Origin of the sequence: Kordiimonas lacus, from assembly GCF_001550055.1 — a bacterium.
GTDB classification, from domain to species: domain Bacteria; phylum Pseudomonadota; class Alphaproteobacteria; order Sphingomonadales; family Kordiimonadaceae; genus Kordiimonas; species Kordiimonas lacus.
In genome coordinates this window covers 258,507-280,985 of record NZ_LRUA01000002.1, presented here as the reverse complement: position 1 = coordinate 280,985, position 22,479 = coordinate 258,507, and the positions used below count along the sequence as shown (strand labels likewise).

20 protein-coding genes are annotated in these 22,479 nt (G+C 55.7%); 10 read left to right on the top strand and 10 right to left on the bottom strand.

All coding sequences use genetic code 11. The annotated features are described in order from the left end of the window. Window positions 1-11 precede the first annotated feature (11 nt). From KORLAC_RS02475 to KORLAC_RS02465, 3 genes are all read left to right on the top strand, one after another. Window positions 12-794, top strand: coding sequence for a DUF3034 family protein (locus KORLAC_RS02475; protein ID WP_241493359.1), 783 nt, complete (start codon window positions 12-14; stop codon window positions 792-794). 2 nt (window positions 795-796) lie between these two features. Continuing rightward, window positions 797-1,213 (top strand): group I truncated hemoglobin, encoded by a 417-nt coding sequence (locus KORLAC_RS02470; RefSeq protein WP_068302375.1) that lies wholly within the window; start codon window positions 797-799, stop codon window positions 1,211-1,213. A 73-nt stretch (window positions 1,214-1,286) separates the two neighbouring features. Beyond that, window positions 1,287-2,063 carry a substrate-binding periplasmic protein gene (locus KORLAC_RS02465; protein ID WP_082714459.1) on the top strand — a complete coding sequence of 259 codons (777 nt, stop codon included), beginning with the start codon at window positions 1,287-1,289 and terminating at the stop codon, window positions 2,061-2,063. 5 nt (window positions 2,064-2,068) lie between these two features. Here KORLAC_RS02465 and KORLAC_RS02460 read toward each other — a convergent pair whose 3' ends face one another. Beyond that, window positions 2,069-2,992 (bottom strand): glutaminase, encoded by a 924-nt coding sequence (locus tag KORLAC_RS02460; protein WP_420913268.1) that lies wholly within the window; start codon window positions 2,990-2,992, stop codon window positions 2,069-2,071. 249 nt (window positions 2,993-3,241) lie between these two features. Between KORLAC_RS02460 and KORLAC_RS02455 the strand changes: the two genes are divergently transcribed. Next, on the top strand, window positions 3,242-4,351 hold the full coding sequence (locus KORLAC_RS02455; protein WP_206594840.1) for a fatty acid desaturase family protein: 1,110 nt from the start codon (window positions 3,242-3,244) through the stop codon (window positions 4,349-4,351). On the opposite strand, the gene KORLAC_RS02450 is transcribed toward KORLAC_RS02455, so the two are convergent. Both KORLAC_RS02450 and KORLAC_RS02445 read right to left on the bottom strand, forming a co-directional pair. Continuing rightward, window positions 4,348-4,899 carry a DUF1697 domain-containing protein gene (locus KORLAC_RS02450; protein WP_068302369.1) on the bottom strand — a complete coding sequence of 184 codons (552 nt, stop codon included), beginning with the start codon at window positions 4,897-4,899 and terminating at the stop codon, window positions 4,348-4,350. The genes KORLAC_RS02455 and KORLAC_RS02450 overlap by 4 nt on opposite strands. Before the next feature lie 202 nt (window positions 4,900-5,101). Continuing rightward, complete coding sequence (locus tag KORLAC_RS02445) at window positions 5,102-5,746, bottom strand: glutathione binding-like protein (RefSeq protein WP_068302366.1); 645 nt, start codon at window positions 5,744-5,746, stop codon at window positions 5,102-5,104. 201 nt (window positions 5,747-5,947) lie between these two features. On the opposite strand from KORLAC_RS02445, the gene KORLAC_RS02440 reads away from it, so the two are divergent. Further along, window positions 5,948-6,187 (top strand): hypothetical protein, encoded by a 240-nt coding sequence (locus tag KORLAC_RS02440; protein ID WP_068302363.1) that lies wholly within the window; start codon window positions 5,948-5,950, stop codon window positions 6,185-6,187. Window positions 6,188-6,263: 76 nt separating this feature from the next. On the opposite strand, the gene KORLAC_RS02435 is transcribed toward KORLAC_RS02440, so the two are convergent. Next, a complete protein-coding gene (locus KORLAC_RS02435; RefSeq protein WP_068302360.1) occupies window positions 6,264-7,442 on the bottom strand; it encodes a pyridoxal-phosphate-dependent aminotransferase family protein in 1,179 nt (392 codons plus the stop codon). A gap of 241 nt (window positions 7,443-7,683) precedes the next feature. Between KORLAC_RS02435 and KORLAC_RS02430 the strand changes: the two genes are divergently transcribed. The 4 genes from KORLAC_RS02430 to KORLAC_RS02415 all read left to right on the top strand — a co-directional run bounded on the left by KORLAC_RS02430 (window position 7,684) and on the right by KORLAC_RS02415 (window position 13,617). Continuing rightward, window positions 7,684-8,478, top strand: a complete 795-nt coding sequence (locus tag KORLAC_RS02430; RefSeq protein ID WP_082714458.1) for a substrate-binding periplasmic protein — start codon at window positions 7,684-7,686, stop codon at window positions 8,476-8,478. Window positions 8,479-8,713: 235 nt separating this feature from the next. Further along, window positions 8,714-9,058: a nitrite reductase small subunit NirD gene (gene nirD / locus KORLAC_RS19240; RefSeq protein WP_068302354.1), complete on the top strand. Its 345-nt coding sequence runs from the start codon at window positions 8,714-8,716 to the stop codon at window positions 9,056-9,058. A 317-nt stretch (window positions 9,059-9,375) separates the two neighbouring features. Further along, entirely contained in the window at window positions 9,376-12,501 is a 3,126-nt protein-coding gene (locus KORLAC_RS02420; protein ID WP_068302351.1) for an efflux RND transporter permease subunit, read from the top strand. Between the two features lie 24 nt (window positions 12,502-12,525). After that, complete coding sequence (locus KORLAC_RS02415) at window positions 12,526-13,617, top strand: efflux RND transporter periplasmic adaptor subunit (protein ID WP_068302345.1); 1,092 nt, start codon at window positions 12,526-12,528, stop codon at window positions 13,615-13,617. A 66-nt stretch (window positions 13,618-13,683) separates the two neighbouring features. Here the strand turns inward: KORLAC_RS02415 and KORLAC_RS02410 are convergent, their stop codons facing one another. Further along, window positions 13,684-14,175, bottom strand: coding sequence for an Hsp20 family protein (locus KORLAC_RS02410; protein WP_068302341.1), 492 nt, complete (start codon window positions 14,173-14,175; stop codon window positions 13,684-13,686). A gap of 164 nt (window positions 14,176-14,339) precedes the next feature. On the opposite strand from KORLAC_RS02410, the gene KORLAC_RS02405 reads away from it, so the two are divergent. Continuing rightward, a complete protein-coding gene (locus KORLAC_RS02405; RefSeq protein WP_206594839.1) occupies window positions 14,340-15,089 on the top strand; it encodes an ABC transporter permease in 750 nt (249 codons plus the stop codon). Here the strand turns inward: KORLAC_RS02405 and KORLAC_RS02400 are convergent. From KORLAC_RS02400 to proC, 5 genes are all read right to left on the bottom strand, one after another. Beyond that, entirely contained in the window at window positions 15,086-16,111 is a 1,026-nt protein-coding gene (locus KORLAC_RS02400; RefSeq protein WP_068302335.1) for a PepSY-associated TM helix domain-containing protein, read from the bottom strand. The two genes, KORLAC_RS02405 and KORLAC_RS02400, sit on opposite strands and share 4 nt — an antisense overlap. Before the next feature lie 68 nt (window positions 16,112-16,179). After that, on the bottom strand, window positions 16,180-18,303 hold the full coding sequence (locus tag KORLAC_RS02395) for a TonB-dependent receptor (RefSeq protein WP_068302332.1): 2,124 nt from the start codon (window positions 18,301-18,303) through the stop codon (window positions 16,180-16,182). Window positions 18,304-18,484: 181 nt separating this feature from the next. After that, window positions 18,485-19,984, bottom strand: a complete 1,500-nt coding sequence (gene putP, locus KORLAC_RS02390; RefSeq protein ID WP_068302330.1) for a sodium/proline symporter PutP — start codon at window positions 19,982-19,984, stop codon at window positions 18,485-18,487. A 93-nt stretch (window positions 19,985-20,077) separates the two neighbouring features. Continuing rightward, the gene (locus tag KORLAC_RS02385) at window positions 20,078-21,343 is read right to left on the bottom strand and encodes a glutamate-5-semialdehyde dehydrogenase (protein WP_068302327.1); all 1,266 of its coding nucleotides are present in this window, start codon (window positions 21,341-21,343) and stop codon (window positions 20,078-20,080) included. A 50-nt stretch (window positions 21,344-21,393) separates the two neighbouring features. After that, window positions 21,394-22,173: a pyrroline-5-carboxylate reductase gene (gene proC, locus KORLAC_RS02380; RefSeq protein WP_068302324.1), complete on the bottom strand. Its 780-nt coding sequence runs from the start codon at window positions 22,171-22,173 to the stop codon at window positions 21,394-21,396. Between the last annotated feature and the right edge of the window lie 306 nt (window positions 22,174-22,479).

Here is a 22,479-nt window from a genome sequence, read left to right as displayed (position 1 = left end):
GCGGCAAAATTTTGGCAACCCCAGGGGTGATCCAGGTTGAAGGGACTGCAGGCGGCGGATTGACGCCTTGGGCAGTAATTTCAGGCTATGGAACCAATCGCCAGATTGGCGGCAGCGTGCACCATACTTATGTCACCACCAACGATTTCACATTGAACGCCACCGGCGCCACCGTGGGACTATATGATCGGCTTGAGCTTAGCTTCACCAGGCAGTGGTTTGACACCGGCAGTGCGGGCGAGCGGCTGGGCCTTGGGGAGGGTTTCAAGTTCAACCAGGACATCCTTGGTGCGAAAGTGAAGATATTCGGGGACGCGGTTTATGACCAAGACACCTGGATGCCGCAAGTGGCATTGGGCGCTCAGTATAAGAAAGCGGACAAGGGAGCTATCGTACGCGCAGTGGGCGCTGAGGACGACGACGATATAGACGTTTATCTGGCTGCCACTAAAATCCTGCTGGATAAAAGCCTTGTGCTAACCGGCACGGCCAGACTGACACGCGCCAACCAGTTCGGCCTCCTGGGCTTCGGCGGTCCGAATGGCTCAAGCAGGTCTCTTCAATTTGAAGGATCAGTCGCTTACCTACTCAGTCGTCACTTTGTACTTGGTGCTGACTATCGCACCAAGCCGGACAACCTGGCTTTCGCAGAAGAAGATGACGCCATGGCCGCTTATATGGTCTGGTTGCCGTCAAAACATTTGACGGTAACAGCCGCCTACACTGACCTTGGCAAGATTGCCCTGCAGGGCCGCCAACGTGGATTTTACCTGTCCGTCCAACTGGGGTTCTAGATATGAAATTTCTGAAAACCACGCTGATCGCTGGCCTTCTGGCCCTGACCACCGCCGTTCATGCAGATAGCCTGTTTGATGACTTGGGGGGCAAAGATGCGATCGCGCGAATGATGACCCGACTGGTGGAACTGACGTCTGCCGACCCCCGCACCGCCCACCAGTTCGAGCAGACAAAAAAGGATCGCCTGGCCAGACTACTGACTGATCAGGTATGCGAGCTTTCAGGGGGGCCGTGCAAATATCGCGGCGTAAACATGAAAAAGTCCCACATCAAGCTTGGGATCACCGAGGCCGAGTTCAATGCCCTTGTGGAACAACTCCAGCAAGCGATGGACGAAGAAGGCGTGCCTTTCCACACCCAGAACCGACTGCTGGCTCTTCTGGCCCCGATGAAGCGGGATATTGTTGAACGCTAACATCACAGCCATTTGACAATATTCACGTGCGAACCATTCGCTATGCGGTTATTATTGCCCCGTGGGGCCAGAAATGGGGAGACGTCAGCTTTTGTTCAGGCGTGCGTTGTTTTTTGTCTGTCTGCTGTTGTTCAGCAGCGTCAGTAGCCCACACGCGGCTGACGTATTCATCTTCACGGAAAATTATCCCCCTTATAATTTCCCTGCAGCTGATGGCACTGTAGCTGGAGACGCAACTGCGCTTGTCCGCAAGGTGATGAACACAAGTGAACTGGACTATTCGATCACCATCGTCCCCTGGGCACGGGCGGTGCGTTACACGGAAACCGCAGATAATGTCCTGATCTACTCCATCGCCCGCATACCGAACCGTGAGGAGCGCTTTCAGTGGCTTGTCCCCCTGGCGTTCGACAATTACCGGCTGTTTGCCCGTAAGGATGACAAACGCGTCTTCACTCGCGAACAGTTGCGGAAAGGGGCCTTCAGTGTCATTTGCGTTCAGGGGGATATCTCCTGCACCATTCTTCAGGATACAGGCCTGCCAGAAGCCAGCATCATCCAGTCGCCAGACTTGGATCAACCCGGCACACTCAAAATGGTTGAGGCAGGACGCGTTGACCTTTTCCCGGGCAGCATGATCAATTACCAGACTGAACGCCAGCACCACGGCGCCTGGCGAGGGGCGTTCAAGCCGGTCTATGACCTTGAGGTGGGCCTGACCCTCTATTTGGCGGGCGGCGCAAACCTGCGCCCTGAACTGGCCGCAAAAATCAGGGCAGCTTATGCGCATCTGGTTGACGCGAATGACTTTGATATGATGTTCGTGGATGGTCCGCCGATAGACCGCTAGATGACCTAGAAAATGCTGGTATGGGTCATGGAGGTGAACATTTCCAGCGCCGCGGTACCAACATAAGAGTTACCGAACTGGTCCAGCTCAGGCGACCACACGGCCACGGACATCTTGCCGGGGATCACTGCCAGGATACCGCCGCCAACACCACTTTTCGCAGGCACCCCAACCCGGTAAGCAAAGCTGCCGACGCTGTCGTACATGCCGCACGTCAGCATTACGGCATTAATGCGCTTTGCTTGTGCCACCGACAGGATGGTAGCGTCATGGAGCGCGGAATAGCCCCCTGTTGCAAGCGGCAGGCCCGCAAGCGCAAGGTCCTTGCAGGTCATGGTCATCGAACATTGGAAACAATAGGTTTCCAGTAGTGTATCCACATCCTGGTCGATATTTTTATAGCTTTTCATCAGGTGTGCCATGGCGCGGTTCAGGTTTGAATGCGTCAGTTCTGACTGCATGACCGCTTCATCGGCGTCAACCGCATCATTCATTGCCAGGAACCGCAGGAAATTGCGGATGCGGTGTTTGGTGTCGCCCTTCAGCCCCATCAGGAGGTCCAGCGTTGCGAGCGCACCTGGATTGATGAAGGGGTTCCGGGGAACACCATGTTCCATCTCAAGCTTGATCATGGAATTGAAACGGTCGCCTGACGGCTCTTTGCCAACCCGCGTCCAGACCATGTCACCGAAGTGAGACATGGCAAGTTCAAGCACAAAGAGCTTGGAGATACTCTGGACGGAGAAGGCTTCTTCAGCGTCGCCCACCGAGAAGCTCTCGCCAGACGCAAGCTGCACGGCCATGCCGAACTTTGTTGCCGGAACGCCCGTGAGCGCTGGAATATAGTTGGCAACCTTGCCCTTACCGAAATGAGGCTGCACCCCTTCGGCGATGTAATCCAGCAATGCCTGATAATCGAGCACGTCCAAGAAATTCCTTCTGTTATACTTTCAAGATTAGACGGACAAGCGCTTGAAAAAAAGAGCAGAAATACGCATCTCTGCCCCGCGCCAGGGACATAGTTTCGCCTAACTAGTTTAGCACAAGCCCACCGTCACTTGCCCAAAGTCAAGGATTTGTGAGGCCTGCAGGGCTTTAAGACACTTTGCCTTTCATAGTTTTTGTGGCAATTAGGCGCACACATAAGATTTACCGCCATCGCGGCGTGAGAGAGTGACATGCAAGACGGTATGACTGTAGAGAAAGTGGCAAGCGCTGCAACAGGCGCACGAACCCGGTCGGGCAAGCACCCGGAAGCGGCAGCCTTTCCGCTCAAGGAAGCGCGCAAGCTGGTCAAGGACCTGTGGAAACCCAATGCCCGCGTCTACTGGACCGACTTCACGCTATCTGCCGGCATCGGCTGGGGCGCTGTAGCTGTCGCCACCCTGGCACCCAATTATTCGATTGTGCAAATTCTGGCGCTTGTGGTTGCCACGCTGGGCCTCTACCGCGCGGTGATTTTCATCCATGAAATCGCGCATTTCCGCAAAGGCACCTTCACCGCCTTCCGGCGCTATTTCAATGCCTTCTGCGGCATGCCAATGATGGTGCCGGCCTACACCTACGCCGATGTACATATCGACCACCACAAACCGCAGGTTTATGGCACGTCCGAGGACGGGGAATATCTGCCGTTCGCCGTGGACAAGCCCTGGAAGATTGTGGCCTTCATCGTCCAGGCCCTGATTGTGCCGGGCCTTCTGCTGCTGCGTTATACGGTATTGATGCCGCTAACCCTGATCATCCCCCCATTCCGCCGCTATGTCTGGAAGCGGGCAAGCTCGCTGGTGATCGACTTCGCCTATATCCGCCCGGCCCCCAAAAAAGACCAAGTGGCTGGCTGGCTGCTTGAGGATATCTTCACCGGCGTCTATGCCTATGCGGGCCTCGGCCTGATGTATCTGGGCTATCTGCCGTGGAAGCTTCTGGCTGTATGGTATGTGGTGACGATCCTGATTTTCGTGCTGAACGGCCTTCGGACCCTGGCGGCCCACGCTTACCGGAACGGCGGGCGCGAGCGCATGACCCAGCAGGAAGAGTTCCTCGACAGCGTGGATATCCCGGGCAACCGTTATATCTCAAGCCTATGGGCACCTGTGGGGCTGCGGTTCCACGCGACACATCACCTGTTTCCGGGCATGCCCTATCATTCGCTTGAGAAGGCCTATTTCCGCCTGAAGGCAGAACTGCCGGACAACCGGCTGTATCTGGAGGCCACACGCCCAAGCCTCATGGCCGCCGTGGCCCAACTGTGGCGCGAAGCCAAGGCCGCGCAGAAGACAGCCTAGTCGTCCAGCATCGCCAGAAGTTTCTGAACCGTGTTCCAATTCCGCGCAGTTGCAGGCACACCCAGCTTCTTGTCTGTCAGGAGCGGTGTCAGCTTTGACCGGCCCGAGCCCTCGGTGAAATAGATGTGGAGGGTGCGGCCTGCCAACTGCACCACCTCTGGCCCTTCGTAACCCTCAAAAAGCGCTTCAATATGCGCGCTGTCCGGCGTGCCTTTCAGGAAGGCCAGCTGCAGGAATTTCGGGTCCAGCTCGCCTTTGGGGCGGCTACCATCGGCAAACGGACAGGCCGCCACTTCCTGACGGAATTCATCTTCCGAGAGCACCATGATATCCACAGGAAAACCAAAGGTCCGCTCACACGCTTTCTCCAGCTTGCCCGCAACCGCATCCGGCGTGCCTTTGCCCGAAAACACCAGATTCCCTGACGGTACATAATGCTGCACGTCCGAAAGCCCGCATTTTCCAGCCACTTCCTTGAGGTCGGCCATTTTTATCTTCTTGTGACCACCCACATTGATACCGCGCAAAAGCGCCACAAACTTTGTCATAAAATCCTCGGTTATCGTTTGGGGCCTTCATATCGGATGCAACCGTCGGCACCAACCCCTAATCCGGGATTGAGGCAGGATAAGGTATTGGTTCAAAAAAATTGACCCGCCCTCGGGGGAAGGGGGCGGGTCAGTCAGCGAAGGGCCCCCTTGGATGGAGAGGGAGGAGACCCGTCGGGGTCGCTGTTACGAGGAATGAACCTTATACGTAAAGCTCTCGGCTTCGGATCACAGCAGGGCGCTCATTGCACCGCGCCCGCCAGGCAGCCACATTCTGGAAGCTGTATAAATCGACTTGTTCTGTGGCCTCATAGAACTCTTCCAAACAATTCACCCAGGGGAAAGTAGCGATGTCGGCAACGGAATATTCCCCTGCCAGATAGCCTCGCCCCTCCAGCCGCTTATCAAGCACACTCAACAGCCGCTTGGCTTCATTGGTATAGCGCTCCACCGGATAGGGATGATCGCATTTGTCTTTCGCATATTTGAAGAAATGCCCGAGCTGACCAAACATGGGACCCAACCCTGCCATCTGCCAGAACAGCCACTGGATGGCCTCAGACCGGGCGCGTGGCTCTGCCGGTAAAAGTTTGCCTGTTTTCTCCGCCAGATGCAGCAGGATCGCACCGCTCTCAAAAACATTGATTGGCTTACCATCAGGGCCATCAGGATCTGTAATCGCAGGGATTTTGCTGTTCGGGTTCACGGCCAGGAACTCTGGTGTGAACTGATCGCCAGCACCGATATCGATGCGGTGGTAGTCATAGGGCAACCCAAGCTCCTCCAACGCGATGGAGATTTTCTGCCCGTTGGGTGTGTTCAGTGAGTAAAGCTGGATCGGTTTCATGGGCTTCCTTGATGTCATGGCATTGCTTTCGGATTTCAGAGATTGCCCTACGCACGCCAAAAAACAAGGTTCATGCAGATCACGACTTTGCGAGACCTTACGGGCGATATACGCGCCCCTCTTGACATGACCACTATATCAACCTATTTGATACCTATAGGTTACATTAATGAACCCATGAAGGACATACAGGAGCGAGACATGACCGAGGACAACAAAATGGAAACCGCACAGAAACGGAAAAAAGGTCGGCAGGAAATCGTGCAGGCAATTCTTTGGGCGGTGGCGCTGATTGGCAGTGCCCTTATCCTGAAAGGCACGGAACAGGCAGACAAAGTGATGTGGCTTTTGTTTGTGCTGGCCTTCTCAGGCACGCTTTCAGGTGGCAGCCCCACCTGCGAGCGCCGGTTGTGGCGCAAGCTGACGGGCAAGGAAAGTTAAGGACATCACGGCCATCTAAAACAAAAAAAAGGCGGGGAAGTCCCCGCCCTTTCACACCAGACTGGTCTGCCTGCTGTTAATCGTCGCTCATGGCTTTACGGGCTGCTTCCAAAGCTTTCAGGCCATCCACATGCATCTGCTGTTTACCCAGCGCGTCAGCCAGTGCTGTCAGGCAAAGCTCTACATTTTCTTCACGCGCCGAGGTTCCCATCAGACCAATCCGCCAAACCTTGCCTGCAAGTGGGCCAAGGCCAGCACCAATCTCAAGATCGTATTCCTGCAACAGGTGTGCCCGAACAGCAGCTTCATCGATGCCGTCAGGCACCTTGACTGCATTCAGCATCGGCAGACGGATGTCTGGGTGCACCAGGAAGTCAAGCCCCATGTCCTCCAGGCCTGCAACGAGGCCTTCGTGCATTACCGCATGACGGGCGTGGCTTTCCTCAAGCCCTTCCTCAAACAACATCACCAGGCTTTCATGCAGACCATAGAGCGGGTTCACAGGCGCTGTGTGATGGTAGGACCGGCCACCTGTGCCGTCCCAGTAGGCCATCACGAGGCTGAGATCCAGAAACCAGCTTTGCACAGGTACCTTCCGGGCTCTTACGCGCGCGAGCGCGCGTTCAGAAAAGCTCACCGGCGATAGGCCTGGCGTGCAGGAAAGGCATTTCTGGCTGCCCGAATAGATGGCATCGATGCCCCAGGCGTCCACTTCAACCGGCAGACCGCCCAGGCTGGTCACCGCATCTACGATTGTCAGGCAATCGTGTTCACGGGCCAGCGCGCAAAGAGCTGCAGCGTCCGCGCGCACACCCGTTGATGTCTCAGCATGAACGAAGGCCAGAATTTTAGTGTCTGAGTTGGCCGCCAGTACTTCGGCCACCTTCGACACATCAGGGGCTGTGCCCCAATCGAATTCCACCATCACGGCTTCGCCGCCCGCACGCACCACGTTTTCGCGCATGCGTTCCCCGAAAACACCATTCTTCACAACAACAACCTTGTCGCCCGGCTCGATAAGGTTAACGAAGCACATTTCCATGCCCGCTGATCCAGGCGCAGAAACCGGGAAGGTCATGGCGTTTTCGGTTTTGAACAGTGCACGGAGGCCGCCCTTGAGCTCTTCCATCATGCGCTGGAATTCAGGATCAAGATGGCCAAGAGTGGGGCGCGCCATGGCCTCGAGAATGCGGTCATGGACGTCAGAGGGCCCGGGGCCCATCAACGTGCGTTTGGTCGGGATGAATGATTGCATGGGGAGCACTCCTGAAAAGTCACAAATCGATTAATGGTCCATGACATAGGCGGGCGCCAGCATATGTCGAGCGGGGCAGTGGCTTTTGTAGCCCAAGTGCAGCGCATGGGCAACCTACCCTTCTGATGAGAAGGATGGACCACTGTCTGGTGCTAACATTGTTTTAACAGGTCCATCTCATACTGGTCGGCGTAAAGTGAATTGGCCTCTCCATCCAAGTTGGCGGGCCCCGGGGTAACGGATGCGCAAGAGCGGGACCAGATCTTCCATATTGCATCGGTTGGCACAGGCCCTATGCCTGGCGCTTGCAGGTAGTCTTGTGTCAGGCGCCGATGACGACCCGCCTCAAACCACGTACGTGATCGGCGTGGAAAACATCATGCATCTGCCCTATTACGGCATATGCGATACAGAATATTGCGGTTTTGGGCGCGACCTTCTGGATGCATTTGCCGCTGCCCAGGGTGTGGAAGTCCTTTACCGACCGCTACCCATTCCGCGACTTCACAGGGCCCTGGCGTCCGGCCTGATCGATGCCAAGTTTCCCGCCAACCCAGACTGGGCACAATCCACAAAAGGGAATTCGCCCGTTCTCTATTCCGACCCGGTCGTGCTGTTCACAGATGGTTTCCTGACCCTCCCTGAACACAAAGGAGCACCCGAAAAAGTTGGAACAATGCGCGGCTTCACGATCGATATGAGCGTCCTGGGCAATACTTCAGTGAAACTGTTCGAAGCCAACGCAGAAGCAGACCTGTTTAACCTGCTGGTGCGGGGCAGAGTGGATACAATCTATACCAATATCAACGTGATGCGCGCATACCTGAGGCGCGAGGGCATACCTGTGGAAACAGTGATTTTCAGGCGCGACCTGCCGTTTCAGAACAGCCAGTATTTCCTCTCAACCACCACCAAACCACTGATGATCGATGCCTTCAACAGATGGTTGGAGGATGCATTTGATGAAATTCAGGCACTGAAGAAGAAACACCATATTTCTGAAATGGAAGTCATTTCCTCCACCCCGCTCCGCTGACCGGTGTATTTTTCCCAAGGCACTGGCCGTTTTTTGGTCAGCTGTCTAATTTATGGTCAGTGCTTGCACCCACTTTTGCAGCTCCACTGCATCAAGACTTCACGGCACCCCTGTCAGTCAGCCACTTCTTTCAGGACACCGTTTTGGCATACGGCTTGCTATTCTCCGTCGAACCCTACGCTAAATGCCGGAGTTCCAAAAAATACTTCCCAAGTTGTTCCAGCAGGATATGAAAATGCCCGTCCAACCGATCTTTACCCTTGTTTGCCATATTGACGATATCCCGGCTCGCGGTGCCCGCCGCATCTACACCAGTGCTTTTGAGGTAGCCCTGTTTCGAACATCGGACAATAAAATCTTCGCGCTGAAGAACGAATGTCCGCACAAAAAAGCCCCATTGTCGGAAGGCATCGTGCACGGGCACTCTGTCGCGTGCCCACTGCATAATTGGGTAATTGACCTCAAGAGCGGAGAAGCGCAGGGCGCTGACAAGGGGTGCACCCCCGCTCTTGAAACGAACGTAGATGAAAGCGGCAATGTCTATCTTGCGATCGCGCAGGCAAATGGTGCTGCCGCCTAGATCATAAAAGAAGCTTCCATTCGGCGGAACGCTCCTGTCAGTTTTTGACACTGTGATCAATTAAACACAGCGCTGGTGTTTCCAAGGCACAGGCGCGATGTGATCAGACCAAATTTCTTGAACATACCGTGAACACGTGCACTCTGGGATAGCTTACGGGGGTCAGCAACTTCGCGCTACACGAAAGACCATACGGCTTTCGGCCATACCCATGGTAGCCAGATATGCAGGGCAACAGCCTGAAGGCACCCGTTCGCTCAACTGAACGCAACAAGAATAGGCTCCCAAAAAAGGGGGCTGACCGCGAGGGACAGAAAATGCGATTGACGCGCCAAAGCCTCAATAACCCTGTTGCCGTGGGCATCGTAGCCGCGGTGGTCATGCTTTTGGGCATCGCCAGCATGCTAAACATGCCGGCGCAGCTGCTGCCACAGATTGAGAAGCCGGTTGTCACAATTGTCAACCAGTGGCCTGGGGCATCTCCTGCCGAAATCGAATCTGAGATTACCGTGCCGGTTGAGGAAGTGCTGCAAGGCACGCCAGGCCTCACGGAAATGCAGAGCTGGAGCATGGCCAATTTTGGTTTCATGCAGCTCGAGTTCGCCATTGAAACCGATATGACGCGGGCGCTGATTGAAATTATCAGCCGACTCAACCGCCTGCGTCCCCTGCCCGCAAATGCGGAAAAGCCACAGGTCCAGCTGGGCGAATGGGGTGACGCCAACGACCAGTTGATCGAGTATTATGTACAGCAGTTGCCTGGCACCGAGCATCTGGCGCGTGAAAACGCGCGCTATATGCGCGATATCATCGTACCGGAACTGCAAGCGCTTTACGGCGTTTCCAACATTGATTTCTGGGACAGCAATGGCGGCGAGGACCAGCTCAAGATCATCTTCGACCCATACAAGGCTGCGGAATTCGGCATCGACATCGCACGCGTGCCGGCGCGCATCGGCCAATCAGCTGACATTTCGTCGGGCTTTGTCGACGTGGGCCGCAAGCAGTATACGGTTCGCTATGAAGGCCGCTATGACATAGAAGAACTGCAAGGGCTTATCCTTGAATGGCGCGGCGGACTGCCTATCACGCTTGGAGATGTGGCCCGTATTGAAGTTGGGCCAGGGCGCGCAGACGGTTTCATCTACCAGAACGGCAATCCCGCTTTCCGCCTTGCCATCGCCAAAAGCAATGACGCCAATGTGCTTGAAGCTCTCGACGGCGTAAAATCCAAGATCAATGAGTTGAATGCCGGGGCCTTCAAAGACCGCGGTATGGTAGCCCAATATGCCTTTGACCCCGGGCAATATATCAATCGGTCGATCAGCCTGTTGGGCAGTAACCTCGTGATAGGGATGCTACTGGCTGTCGGCACCCTGTGGATGTTCCTGCGCCAATGGCGGGCAACCCTGCTGATTTCCATTGCCATTCCGACCTCCCTGCTGGCCACGTTTGTAATCCTTGGCGTGGCTGGCCGGACGCTAAACGTGATTTCGCTGGCAGGGCTTGCCTTCGCCACCGGCATGGTACTGGACGCCGCCATCGTGGTGCTGGAAAATATCGTCCGCCTGCGGGAACGCGGTGAAACCCCACGCGACGCAGCTGACATGGGCGCGACCCAAGTGTGGGGGGCGCTGCTGGCGTCCACCGCCACAACGGTTGCTGTATTTATACCTGTGATGTTTCTAAAGGACGCCATTGGCCAGATGTTCGCTGACCTCGCCCTCACCATCGCTGTTGGCGTGGCGATTTCACTTCTTGTTGCCGTCACTGTACTCCCCACCATGGCGCGCTTCTGGATGCGCAGCTTGCCGGAATCTGACGGTCGCGAAACGTCATGGGACCGGATGGCAAACACCTTGATGGAATTAACCGATACAGTCCAAAAACAATTATTCTGGTTCGTCGCCCTTGTCTCAGTGTCGGCTACCTTGTTCTTGTACTTTATGCCCCAGCTAAACTATCTGCCTCCCGTTAAGCGCGACACCGTCGACAGCTTCCTATTTTTCCCGCCTGGTACAAATGTGGAAACGGCGGACAAGGAAATTGCACAGGTCGTGGATGCCCGCATCCAGCCCTATTTGAAGGGTGAAAAAGAACCCAAGGTTCGCGACTATTTCTTCTGGTCTTTCCCAGGCGCAACTGGCGGCTGGCTGGCCCTCAATGCAGAAGACCCGAGCAGGCTAGAAGAACTCCAAAACATTGTGCAGTCGGAGGTGACAAGTGGTATCCCCGACATGTTTGGCTTCACCCTGCGGCGCAGTCTTTTTGGCGGCTTTGGCGGTGAAAACAGCGTGGAAATGCGCATCAGCTCTACAGACCTGAATGCCGCCAAAAACGCTGCCATGGCAGGCATGGGAATGGTGATGGGCCAAATTCCTGGTGCCACGGCCAACCCGCAACCTGACCCGTTCGCAGAATCCACCGAACTCAGGTTTGATCCCAATGACCGCCGTCTCGCCGAAGTGGGCTGGACCCGGCAGGACCTGACCATGGTCATCCTCGAGTTGGGCCAAGGCGCCTGGCTGGGTGAATATTTTGACGGCCAGGGCCAGATGGATATTTATCTGAAGTCAGAGAGCTTCACGTCACCGGAACAGATGGCAGACCTGCCAGTGCAAACCCCTAATGGCGGCCTAGTGCCGCTTGGGGAATTAGCCCAGATATCAACGGTTCTTGGCCCCAACGCAATTGCCCGGTTTGACCGCATCCGTGCCTATAGCCTCCAGGTCAACCCACCCGAAGGCATGGCGCTTGACACCCTGATCAATGAACTTCAGACCAAGATCGAACCGCAACTTAAAGCAATGTTACCCGCTGATGCGGTGATCAAATACGCGGGAAGTGCGGATGACCTGATGCAGGCCCTTAAAACACTGGGCCTCAACTTCCTGGTTGCCATTGCGCTGTTGTATTTCATCCTTGCCGGGCTGTTCCGGTCGCCCGTGGATGCATTGCTTGTTGTGGTTTCCATCCTGACGGCATGCGCAGGGGGCATGATCGGACTGGCGATACTCAACTTTATTCAGTTCACGCCACTCGATCTTCTGGGCATGATAGGTTTTATCATCCTGCTTGGTCTTGTCGTAAACAACGCCATTCTTCTGGTAGCCCAAACCCGTACAGCACAAGGCCGCGGCATGAACCGGACCGAAGCGGTCCATCAGGCGCTCAAGTTACGACTTCGCCCCATTTTCATGAGTACCCTCACAAGCCTGTTCGGCATGCTGCCGCTGCTCTTGTTCCCAGGCGCAGGGTCAGAGATTTATCGCGGCATGGCAGCTGTTATTGTGGGCGGCATGAGCATTTCGACCATCTTCACGCTGTTGCTGTTGCCGAGCCTTTTGCAGCTTGTACCCACAAAGATCGCACCTGCAACGCCAGACCAGCTTCGGCGCTTTGAAGATGGCAGTGACGCTGGCCAGGCAAACCCGGCAGAATAACAAGAAAGACAGCAGGACTAAGTTATGAGAACCCTTTTGAATATTCGTATCGCCGCCCCCCTGATGCTTGTGGCTGGCCTATTGGCTGCCGCACCTGCATCAGGCCAGGGCATGGGCGAAATGCCGCCCGCGCAAGTGGAAGTGGTTGAGGCCGCATCCCGCAAGATGGCACCCCAAATGGATGTGTCAGGCACCGTGATCAGTCTCCACGACAGTCGCATTTCAGCAGAAGTGGAAGGCCCTCTTTTGTGGGTCGCAGACGTCGGCACTGCAGTAGAAGAAGGCGATGTCATTGCCCGCATTGATGACCGACTGCTTGCTGTGGCACTAAGGCGCGCAGCCGCAAATGTGAAACGGTTGCAAGCGGACCTTGCCTATCGCCAGGAGGAAGTGAAGCGCTATAAAGAACTGGCTGCCGGCAACAACGCATCCCAGGCTCGCCTGGACGAAGCCATCGCCAACCTTGAAATGGCACGTCAGGAAATCGCCGACGCACAGGCCGTACTGGATCGCGCGCAGGGCGATGTGGACCGTACCCAGATCAAAGCCGCCTTCCCCGGTCATGTGGTGCAGCGGCTGGCCAACAAGGGCGAATATGTCACGGTTGGCGAGGAAGTCCTGCGCCTTGTCGACACCCGGAATATCGAAATCGCCATGCCTGCTCCCATCGACATCACGCCTTATCTGACGGTAGGCACCAATGTGGAAGTGAAAAGCAAGCACGGTATCTATAACCTGCCGATCCGGACGGTGGTGCCCGTGGGCGACGCGGTGTCGCGTATGGTAGAAGTCCGCCTGAGCGCAGACGCAAAAGACTGGACCGTCAGCACACCGGTGATGATCAGTTTGCCAAAGGGGCCAGAAATGACAGCAGTTGCCGTTCCCCGTGACGCGCTTATCATCAAGAGTGGCAGTGTTTATCTCTTCAAGGTGGGTGCGGATGGCACGGCACAACGCGTGGACGCCAACATCAAGGCAACTGTGGGGCTTTGGGTTGCGCTGGCAGATGGTGTTGAAGCTGGTGACAAAATTGTGGTGCGCGGCGGCGAGCGCCTACAGCCGGGCCAGCCAGTTGTGGCAACGGCCCATTCCAGCGCCTTAACAGCAAACAACTGACCGGCACGAGCGGAACAAAAAAGAGGGCCCATGAGGGGCCCTCAGGCTTTCTCAGGGAATACAGCTTCAGGCTGCCTTTTTCGGTGAGCTATCCGACAGCAATTTCTTGGCCTTATCCAGGAAGCCAGCCGGAGCAGACGATTTGATTTCAATCGTCTTGGGTCGTTTTTCCTCAGGCACATCACGAACCAGGTCAATGGTCAGAAGGCCATCAGAAAGATTCGCCCCCTTAACTTCCACATGGTCAGCCAGTTGGAACTCAGTCTTGAAATCGCGCTCCGCAATGCCGCGATGAAGGTACTCACCACCAGTCTCCTTTTGCTCTTTCCGTCCTACAATGGTCAGCAGATTTTCCTGCGCCTGGATATCGATATCCTCACGCGAAAAACCAGCCACTGACATGGTGATGCGATAGCGGTCATCGCCATCCATCATGATGTCATAGGGTGGAAATGATGAAGACGGTTCGGCTTGCTGCTCTGCCGCGTCCATCAGGCGCGCCAGTCGGTCAAAACCGATCGTGGTTCTGAATAGTGGATCGAAGTTAAAGCGTGTCATAGCTTACATCCTCCTTTGAGCAATGTTCACCATATTTGCCGGCCCATTCAGGCGCCGACATACAGAATCTAGGAAGCCTTTTTGCGGTTTCAAGAGGGTAATCCTGGGCTTTAGAACGCTATGTGCAGCCAAGCTTCCCTGCGCTATAACGATATGAGCTTTCTATGGAGATGATACTGGAAATGGCTGATGCCACGCACACAATTCCGCTTACTGACCTGGCACTGGCGTTAGTCCCTGTCGCCTCGGTAGTTGCCATCCTTCACATCTGGTCACGGGACGCACGGGAAACCCTGTATGGTTTCGCCAGGATGATCCTTCAGCTATCGTTGATCGGTTATTTCCTGGTTTATCTGTTCGCCGCCGAAACGCCTTGGCTTGTAATTGCTGTGCTGGCCATCATGGCATTGGTATCAAGCTGGATCTCGCTGCGGACCACCAAGTTTTCCCGCCGGACACTATACCCCATCGCACTTTGTTCCATCACACTGGGCGGCGGCGCCGTACTTGCGGTTATTACCCAAGGGGTGCTGCGCCCGGACCCCTGGTTCACGCCCCAGGTGATTATCCCGCTCGCGGGCATGATTTTCGCCGCCTCCATGAACAGCGTCAGTTTGGCGGCAGAGCGCCTGGCCGCGGAAATGCGACGCGGGGATAGCTACCAGGCGGCCCGTTCCGTAGCACTGAAAGCAGCGCTGATCCCGATCACCAACAGCCTGTTCGCCGTAGGGTTGGTGTCCCTGCCTGGCATGATGACCGGACAAATCCTATCAGGCGTCTCGCCCCTGGTTGCCGCCCGGTACCAGATCATGGTGATGTGCATGATGTTTGCCGCCGCTGGCTTGTCGGCCACCCTGTTCCTGCTGTTCATCCGGCGCCATACCGAAGAGGTAGTGCCGACCAAAGCTGACTAGCGCCGCCGCACATAGGCCATCAGCCCCATACCTGCGAGATAGAGCGTACCCAGCCCGGTAAAGACAACCAGAAGCAGATATGGCAGCCCGCCTGTTTTCCCGGAATGGAGCGGATAGAAACTGTCTGCAATGCGGTGCCCCAGCCCTGCCTTAGTAGCATCATAGGACTGCCCCCCCTGCTGCCCCACCGTCACTGTGGTTCGGCCATTGGGGTGCATCTCAGACGGCATCTGCAGCCTGAGCCCCACAGGGTCCCCTGGCTTGCGCGCCGGACGGTAGAGCGTGACCCGCGCCTCAGCGAAGTGATCACCTGCCATGGTCAGCAAAGATGCCGGACTGCCATTTGATACAGCATGCATATTCACTGGCTGGTCACCACCAAACACAGCCCCAAGGGCACTTCGAATGGGGGCGCCGTACATCATCCCAACACCTGTCCCAATCAGTAGCAGCAATAGCGGCGCGATGAGGATACCGCTGGTGGCATGTGTGGCCCGCAAGGCCGAAGAGCGTCCATTCTTTGGTTTCAGCAATTTCAGCCGAAACCCCCTACGCCACGGCCACCACAAGTACAGCCCACTGAGTACCAGAAAAAAGGCCACAAGCCCAAGCAGTGCAACAGCTTCCTCGCCCCAGTGCCCCAGCGCCAAACGGTGATGCAGGTCGAACAGGAACTGGAGCGCGGCATCAACATTGAGCGGGTCATCTATTGGCTTCAACGTACGCGGATCCAGGAGATAGGAGCCATGCCCCCGTTCATACACACGGTAAGCATTCATGCCCGGATACGGCAGCTTTATGGACAAAAGCTGGTAAGCGTCATACCTGGCCTCAATGGTCTCAAGCACAGTACCCAGCTGATCAGCATCCAGGGGCACCACGCTTTGTTCAAGTTGAGGCACCGCAAGCCGCAACAACTGGTCCTCGAACGCCAGGATGGTGCCGGTCAGCGCCATCAGTATCATATACAGCGCCCCCACAAGCCCGATGAGCTGATGGACACGTTTCATTGTCTTGCGCATAACCGGCACGCCCCTTGAACAACTGGTACAGTCAGACAGCCGGGCACCCGCAGGAACCCGGCCATGGCTTAGAAGCTGTAGCGCACGCCTACATTGGCCGTGCGCCCAAGGCCTTTGGAATAGTAGCTGTCGATGAAAATCGATTGCGCCCGCTGGGAGAAATAGTCCTCATTGAACAGATTCTCCACGCCGCCATAAATCTCCACGTCGTCCATGCGGTAAGACGCGCTCAGGTTCACCAGGTCATAGCCGTCAACCGGGCCTTCATAGATGGCGTAGGCATTCCCTTCAGCAGTGAATTCATCACGCGATGCCAGATGCAGGAGGTTCGCCGAAATCCGAAGGTTTTCGATCGGGGACCAATCAGCATAAACCGACAGTTTGGCTGGCGAGATAAAGCGGCCGGACAGTTTTTCGCCAGTGTCGGAATTTTCACCATCAAAACTGGTATAGTTGGCACCAATCTCCAGCGTGTCGCTGACATCATATTGAGCTGCGATTTCAAAACCGGTGATTTCCTGCGGTTCCCTGACCGGCAGGAACACGCCGGTGTCCGGGTCCAGCTGTGTGCCAGTACCCAGCTCAGACGTGCTGCGGTAATAGGCAAACTCGAGCTTCAGGTCTTGCAGTTGGCTGGTGAAGCCGACTTCATAGTGGCGTACTTCCGATGCTTCCGTTTGGACCTGCATCAGGTCTGTCACCACGGCGGACCGCAATAGACGGCCAAGATCTGAGATATCAAACCCTTCGGAGAAACTGATGAACGGGCTGAACGCCGGAATGGCATTATAGCGCAGGCCAACGTTATAGGTTGTGGAGCTATAGTCCAGCTCGCCCCCTGTCACGTCCATGGGGACCGAGCACTGAGTCTCCGACCGGCACAGGCGCAGGGTGCTATAGTCATCAACAGAGATATCGATCTTTTCCGCACGGACGCCAGCCTTGAACACCCAGTGGTCACGCCCGACAAACTTGGACTGCAGGTAGGCAGCCTTGTTTTGCATGTCCATCTCGGGGACCCAAAGGCGGCCATCCACCAGCGGCTGGGATGTGGTGTCTTTCAGATAATCGATGCCATAGACAAAATCAGCCTGCACACTGTCCCAATCGAACGTACTTTTGAAGTTTGCACGCACGCCGAATTTTTCGGATTTGATCAGGGACTGGCCACCGTCGAAGCCTTCGTCGGGGTTCGCAAGGCGCGAGGAGAAGAAGAAGACATTTTCGATTTTCTGACGATAGAGATCCAGTGTCAGCTCGGTGTTTTCCAGAAGCGCGGCGTCGCTGTATTTCACCATGATATTGGTGTTGCCTTTCGGCCCTTGCGGTACGCCCGGCTTATCCGCGCTGGTTTCCACGGCATAGGTTTTCTGGCCCGTGACTGGGTTTCCGGTTACATCAACAAGGTCGCTGTCCTGCTGGCTGTCATAGTAATTCACTGTAGCTTGCAGGCGCTTGTCAGCGTCAAACTGATAAGCCGCCTTGGCAAACAGGTTGACCGTATCCAGGTCTGACAGACCATATACGAGCCCCATGGTGTCACCATCGGCGTCCTTTTGCTGGCCGCGGCTGTCGTACACTGCATTCACGACATAACTGAACTTGTCCAGCGTACCGCTCAGCGTGCCGTCAACGCGCTTGCCAAAGCTGCCATCGGCATCAACCATGGAAAAGCGGCTGCTGACCGCGATATCACCCGCAAGCGTCTCCTCTGACGCCTGCTTGGTAATATAGTTCACGATGCCACCCGCGGCACCATTACCGTAAATAGAGGTCGCCCCCTTGATTACCTCAATTCGTCCGAGTGCGCTTGGATCAACAGACCTGAGCCCCAGCTGACCGTTCCGAAGCGGGGTGGACTGCGGCACACCGTCAATCATCACCAGGACAGTCCGCCCACGCAAGGTCATGCCGGAGTTACTAGTGGAGCCGGTCGCTGGCCCAAATCCGGCGATACGGGTGGCAAGTGTGCTCTGGAGTTCCAGATTGAGCTTTAGATCCTCCATCAGATCGTCTTTGCCAATCACGGAAACCGAGGCCGTAACTTCATCAATTTTTTCCGGCGTTCGGCTGCCGGTTACAATAATTTCCTCAAAATCACCGCCTGCCTCAAGCGCGGCGTCATCGGCAACTGCGCCTGCTGTCGCAAGAACTGCCAGCACTGCAACGGCACTTACCTTACTCCGATACATAAATATCTCCCTGAACCATTAATTAAGAATGCTTCGCATTATCATTATAAGATTAGACGTGCAATCATATTTTAGGTTGAAGTCAAATTATTCTGGAGGCAGGAAGGCCAACGTTTCTGACTGTTGGGGTATGTGATGCTGGTAGCGGCGAACCGCTACCAGCAGAACTCAAAGGTAACGCCTAGCCTTTAGCCAGAACGGTTTCCATCTCGGCGAACAGTTTTTTTGAACGCGCCGCTTCGCCGCGACCTTCTGTCAGCTTGCTGACGACGACCGAGACAATCATGCTGACCACAAAACCGGGCAGCATCTCGTAGAGATTATCAGAAAGCGATTTGCCGCCAATGGTGATGGGCGCGTAGATCCAGAACAGGACAGTTGCCGCACCGGAGATCATTCCGGCCATCGCCCCGTCCCGGGTCATATGACGCCAATGCAGGCTGAGGAGAATCAGAGGCCCGAAGGCGGCACCAAAACCCGCCCATGCATTCGACACAAGCGACAGGATAGTGCTGGACCGGTCAAATGCCAAACCGATGGCCACGAGAGATACCGCCAGAACCGACAGACGCCCGACCAGAACCAGCTCTTTCTGACTGGCCTCTTTCCGGAGGAAGGTCTTGTAAAAATCTTCCGTAAGCGAACTTGACGAAACCAACAGCTGGCTGGAGATCGTGGACATGATCGCAGCCAAAATGGCCGCAAGCAGGAAGCCTGCAATATAGGGGTGGAACAACAGTTCCGACAGCACGATGAAGATGGTTTCCGGGTCTTCAAGGTTGAGGTCGTTTTTCAAAATGTACGCAAGCCCCACGATACCTGTTGCCACCGCGCCGATCACGGTGATCAGCATCCAGCTCATGCCAATGTTGCGAGCGACACCCACATCTTTCAGTGTCCGAATCGCCATGAAGCGCACAATGATGTGCGGCTGGCCAAAATAGCCCAGCCCCCACGCCAAGCTGGACACCACGCCCGCGATTGTGAGCCCCCCAAACATATTCAGCAGGCTGCTGTCCACCTCGCCGATGGTGTTGGAGATGGACCCGCTGCCCCCCATGTCGAAAAAGGCAACAACAGGCACAAGAACAAGTGCCACGAACATGATACAGCCCTGCACGAAGTCCGTCATGCTTACGGCCAGGAACCCGCCAAACAGTGTATAGGCCACGACCACACCCGCCGTGGCGAACAGGCCCACCTCATAAGACATGCCGAAAGACGCCTCGAAGAGCTTGCCGCCAGAGACCACGCCCGCAGACGTATAAAGCGTGAAGAAGATGATGATCACCACCGAGGACAGGACCCGCAGCATGTGCGAGCTGTCGTGGAAGCGCTTTTCGAAATAGTCAGGGATAGTAATGGCATCATCCGCGATTTCGGTATAAACGCGCAGCCGCGGGGCCACATAAAGATAGTTGAGGAAAGCGCCTGCCATCAGGCCAACGGCAATCCAGGCACTGGACAGCCCCGAAACATACACGGCGCCAGGGAGGCCCATCAGCATCCAACCGCTCATGTCTGACGCGCCCGCTGAAAGCGAAGCCACGGCCGGGCTCAGCTGGCGGCCGCCCAGCATATAACCCGACACGTCGTCGGTGGATTTCTTGAAGGCATATAGCCCGATGCCCATCATCAAGATGAAATAGGCGGCCAGCGAAATCATCACTTCAATCTGCATTGTCTCCTGCCCCTTCTGGTCATTATCCGTTTCTGTGCAAACGCCCGGTCACTAAGGTGCCGGGCGCCAAACACTCAATATTTTCGTCGTGCGCTACGGCCTTATCTGGCCACTGCCATGTACCTTGTACTTGAAGGTAGTCAGTTGCTCGAGCCCCACAGGCCCCCGCGCGTGCATCTTGCCGGTGGCAATACCAATTTCGGCGCCCATGCCGAACTCGCCACCATCCGAAAACTGCGTGGATGCGTTGTGCATCACCACAGCGCTGTCGATCATGTCCATAAACTGATCGGCGACGGCCTGGTCTTCTGTCACAATAGCGTCCGTATGTTTAGACGAATGCTGGTCGATAAATGTGACTGCATTTGACACTCCGTTCACAAGTTTCACCGACAGCACAGCATCCAGATACTCGGTGCTGAAGTCTTCTTCGCTGGCTTCCTTGATGCGATCATCGATGGTCAGCGCCAAGCCGTCGCCACGGAACTCACAGTCAGGCATGGCATCCAGAAGGCGAGGCAACACGTCCGGCGCGATCTCACGGTCAATCACCAGGCTTTCAGTGGCACCACAGATGCCCGTCCGGCGAAGCTTGGCGTTCTTCACGATCGCCACAGCTTTATCAATGTCAGCCGCCGAATGGATATAGGTATGGCAGTTGCCGTCCAGGTGCTGCAGTGTCGGCACTTCAGCCTGCTCTGTTACCAGTTTCACCAAGCCCTTACCGCCACGCGGGATGACAAGATCGACATACTCAGCGCACTTCAACAGGTGGGTTACCGCAGCCCTGTCACGGGTATCCACAAACTGAATGATATCTTCGGGCAGACCAGCGTCCTTGAGGCCTTGTTTCATACAGGCCACAATTGCACTGGTGGAATGATAGCTTTCAGACCCGCCACGCAAAATCACGGCGTTACCGGACTTCAGGCACAAGGCGCCAGCGTCCGCACCCACATTCGGGCGGCTTTCATAAACCATCCCGATCACACCGATCGGCACAGCAACCCGTTCAACTTTCAGGCCGTTCGGGCGGTCGAACATGGCAAGCTGACGGCCCACCGGGTCAGGCAGCTCAGCAATAGCCTCCAGCGCCTCTGCCATAGCCTCAACGCGGTCGTCATTCAGCACGAGCCTATCGATGAAGGCATCGGGACGTCCCTCCTCCCGCGCACCGGCCACATCTCGCTCGTTCGCGGCAATGATCAGTTTCTTGTCTGCCCGCAGCGCACTTGCCGCAGCCAACAGGGCAGCGTTCTTCTGGTCAGTCGTGGCCGTTGCCAGTTTCTTGGACGCCGCGCTCGCGCGCTTGGCCAGCAGGTGAACATAGTCTCTGATTTCATTCGACAGGGAGGTCATGAATGGCTCCGTTTCGTTAACTTGGGGAGGAAAAATTCGGGCGATCCGGGCTACTTCAGCTCAAGCGCGCGTTCGTAAGCGGCCTTGGTGGTGCTTTTCATCAGCAGGTCCAGCATATGGTCCTGCCTCAGCTGGTCCAGCCCGGCCTGCGTGGTGCCGCCCTTGCTTGTAACCGACGTGCGCAATTCGCTGATTGGCGCGTCCGTGTTGGCTGCCATCTCTGTGGCGCCTACCATGGTCTGGATAACGAGCGTGCGGGCATCCTGATCAGAAAAGCCCAGCTCCTTGGCGCCCTCCATAAAACTTTCAATAAACTGGAATACATAACCGGGCCCACTGCCAGATACGGCCGTCAGGCGGTCGAGCTCATCTTCCGAGCGCACCCATACGGCTTTACCAATACGGCCCATCAGGTCTGATGCCGTTTCCTTGTGTGCACTCGAGCAGTCATCACTGGCGTAAATGCCGGTGGCACCCTTGCCAATCAGCGCTGGAAGGTTAGGCATCACGCGGATCACGGGAACGTTGCCAAGAACCCGCTTCAGGCTTTCAAGACTGAAGCCAGCCGCAATGGAAACCATGCAGCCATCATCCTTAAGGCGCGCCGTGTAGCCCGGCATCACGTCTTCAATCATCTGAGGCTTCACCGCAATGATGATCATATCAAACTGGTCAGAGCCCAGCGCCGATGGCGCCTTCAGGACCCGAACACCTTCTGGTGCAGCCGGGCCGGCAGGGTCAATAACAGTGAACCGAATATCCTTGCGGGCACTCCAACATCCAAGCATCGCCCCGCCCATGCGGCCGCATCCGACCATCAGAATATCCATTCAACTGCTCCTTTTCTTTCCGCCTCTCGGCGTATTCATCACTTTGCCCAAGCGCAGTGGTTCGACAAAACCCCGGTCGCTCGGTTGCTGCTAAATATTAGAATTCGAATGATATTTTCAAGTCTAAATTTCAGGAAGGTCAGGGGTGCTGACACATAAAATGGCCGTAACGCGATGTTAAATAAAGCCTAATTGGAATATTGGACATATTCGTTTCATCTGAATTTAATTTTAATTCAAAATAATTCTGGTATCTTTGCGCAATGCCCCCTATATGAAGGGCCGAGTTTTGGCCATTAAAAGGAG

Bases quoted from the DNA above. Each gene is read 5' to 3' on its own strand.
- KORLAC_RS02430 (WP_082714458.1), top strand. From the start codon at position 7,684: ATGCGCAAGAGCGGGACCAGATCTTCCATATTGCATCGGTTGGCACAG.
- KORLAC_RS02420 (WP_068302351.1), top strand. From the start codon at position 9,376: ATGCGATTGACGCGCCAAAGCCTCAATAACCCTGTTGCCGTGGGCATC.
- KORLAC_RS02440 (WP_068302363.1), top strand. From the start codon at position 5,948: ATGACCGAGGACAACAAAATGGAAACCGCACAGAAACGGAAAAAAGGT.
- KORLAC_RS02400 (WP_068302335.1), bottom strand. From the start codon at position 16,111: ATGCGCAAGACAATGAAACGTGTCCATCAGCTCATCGGGCTTGTGGGG.
- KORLAC_RS02470 (WP_068302375.1), top strand. From the start codon at position 797: ATGAAATTTCTGAAAACCACGCTGATCGCTGGCCTTCTGGCCCTGACC.
- putP (WP_068302330.1), bottom strand. From the start codon at position 19,984: ATGCAGATTGAAGTGATGATTTCGCTGGCCGCCTATTTCATCTTGATG.
- KORLAC_RS02465 (WP_082714459.1), top strand. From the start codon at position 1,287: ATGGGGAGACGTCAGCTTTTGTTCAGGCGTGCGTTGTTTTTTGTCTGT.
- KORLAC_RS02445 (WP_068302366.1), bottom strand. From the start codon at position 5,746: ATGAAACCGATCCAGCTTTACTCACTGAACACACCCAACGGGCAGAAA.
- nirD (WP_068302354.1), top strand. From the start codon at position 8,714: ATGCCCGTCCAACCGATCTTTACCCTTGTTTGCCATATTGACGATATC.
- KORLAC_RS02395 (WP_068302332.1), bottom strand. From the start codon at position 18,303: ATGTATCGGAGTAAGGTAAGTGCCGTTGCAGTGCTGGCAGTTCTTGCG.
- KORLAC_RS02450 (WP_068302369.1), bottom strand. From the start codon at position 4,899: ATGACAAAGTTTGTGGCGCTTTTGCGCGGTATCAATGTGGGTGGTCAC.
- KORLAC_RS02435 (WP_068302360.1), bottom strand. From the start codon at position 7,442: ATGCAATCATTCATCCCGACCAAACGCACGTTGATGGGCCCCGGGCCC.
- KORLAC_RS02455 (WP_206594840.1), top strand. From the start codon at position 3,242: ATGCAAGACGGTATGACTGTAGAGAAAGTGGCAAGCGCTGCAACAGGC.
- KORLAC_RS02405 (WP_206594839.1), top strand. From the start codon at position 14,340: ATGGAGATGATACTGGAAATGGCTGATGCCACGCACACAATTCCGCTT.
- KORLAC_RS02415 (WP_068302345.1), top strand. From the start codon at position 12,526: ATGAGAACCCTTTTGAATATTCGTATCGCCGCCCCCCTGATGCTTGTG.
- KORLAC_RS02410 (WP_068302341.1), bottom strand. From the start codon at position 14,175: ATGACACGCTTTAACTTCGATCCACTATTCAGAACCACGATCGGTTTT.
- proC (WP_068302324.1), bottom strand. From the start codon at position 22,173: ATGGATATTCTGATGGTCGGATGCGGCCGCATGGGCGGGGCGATGCTT.
- KORLAC_RS02385 (WP_068302327.1), bottom strand. From the start codon at position 21,343: ATGACCTCCCTGTCGAATGAAATCAGAGACTATGTTCACCTGCTGGCC.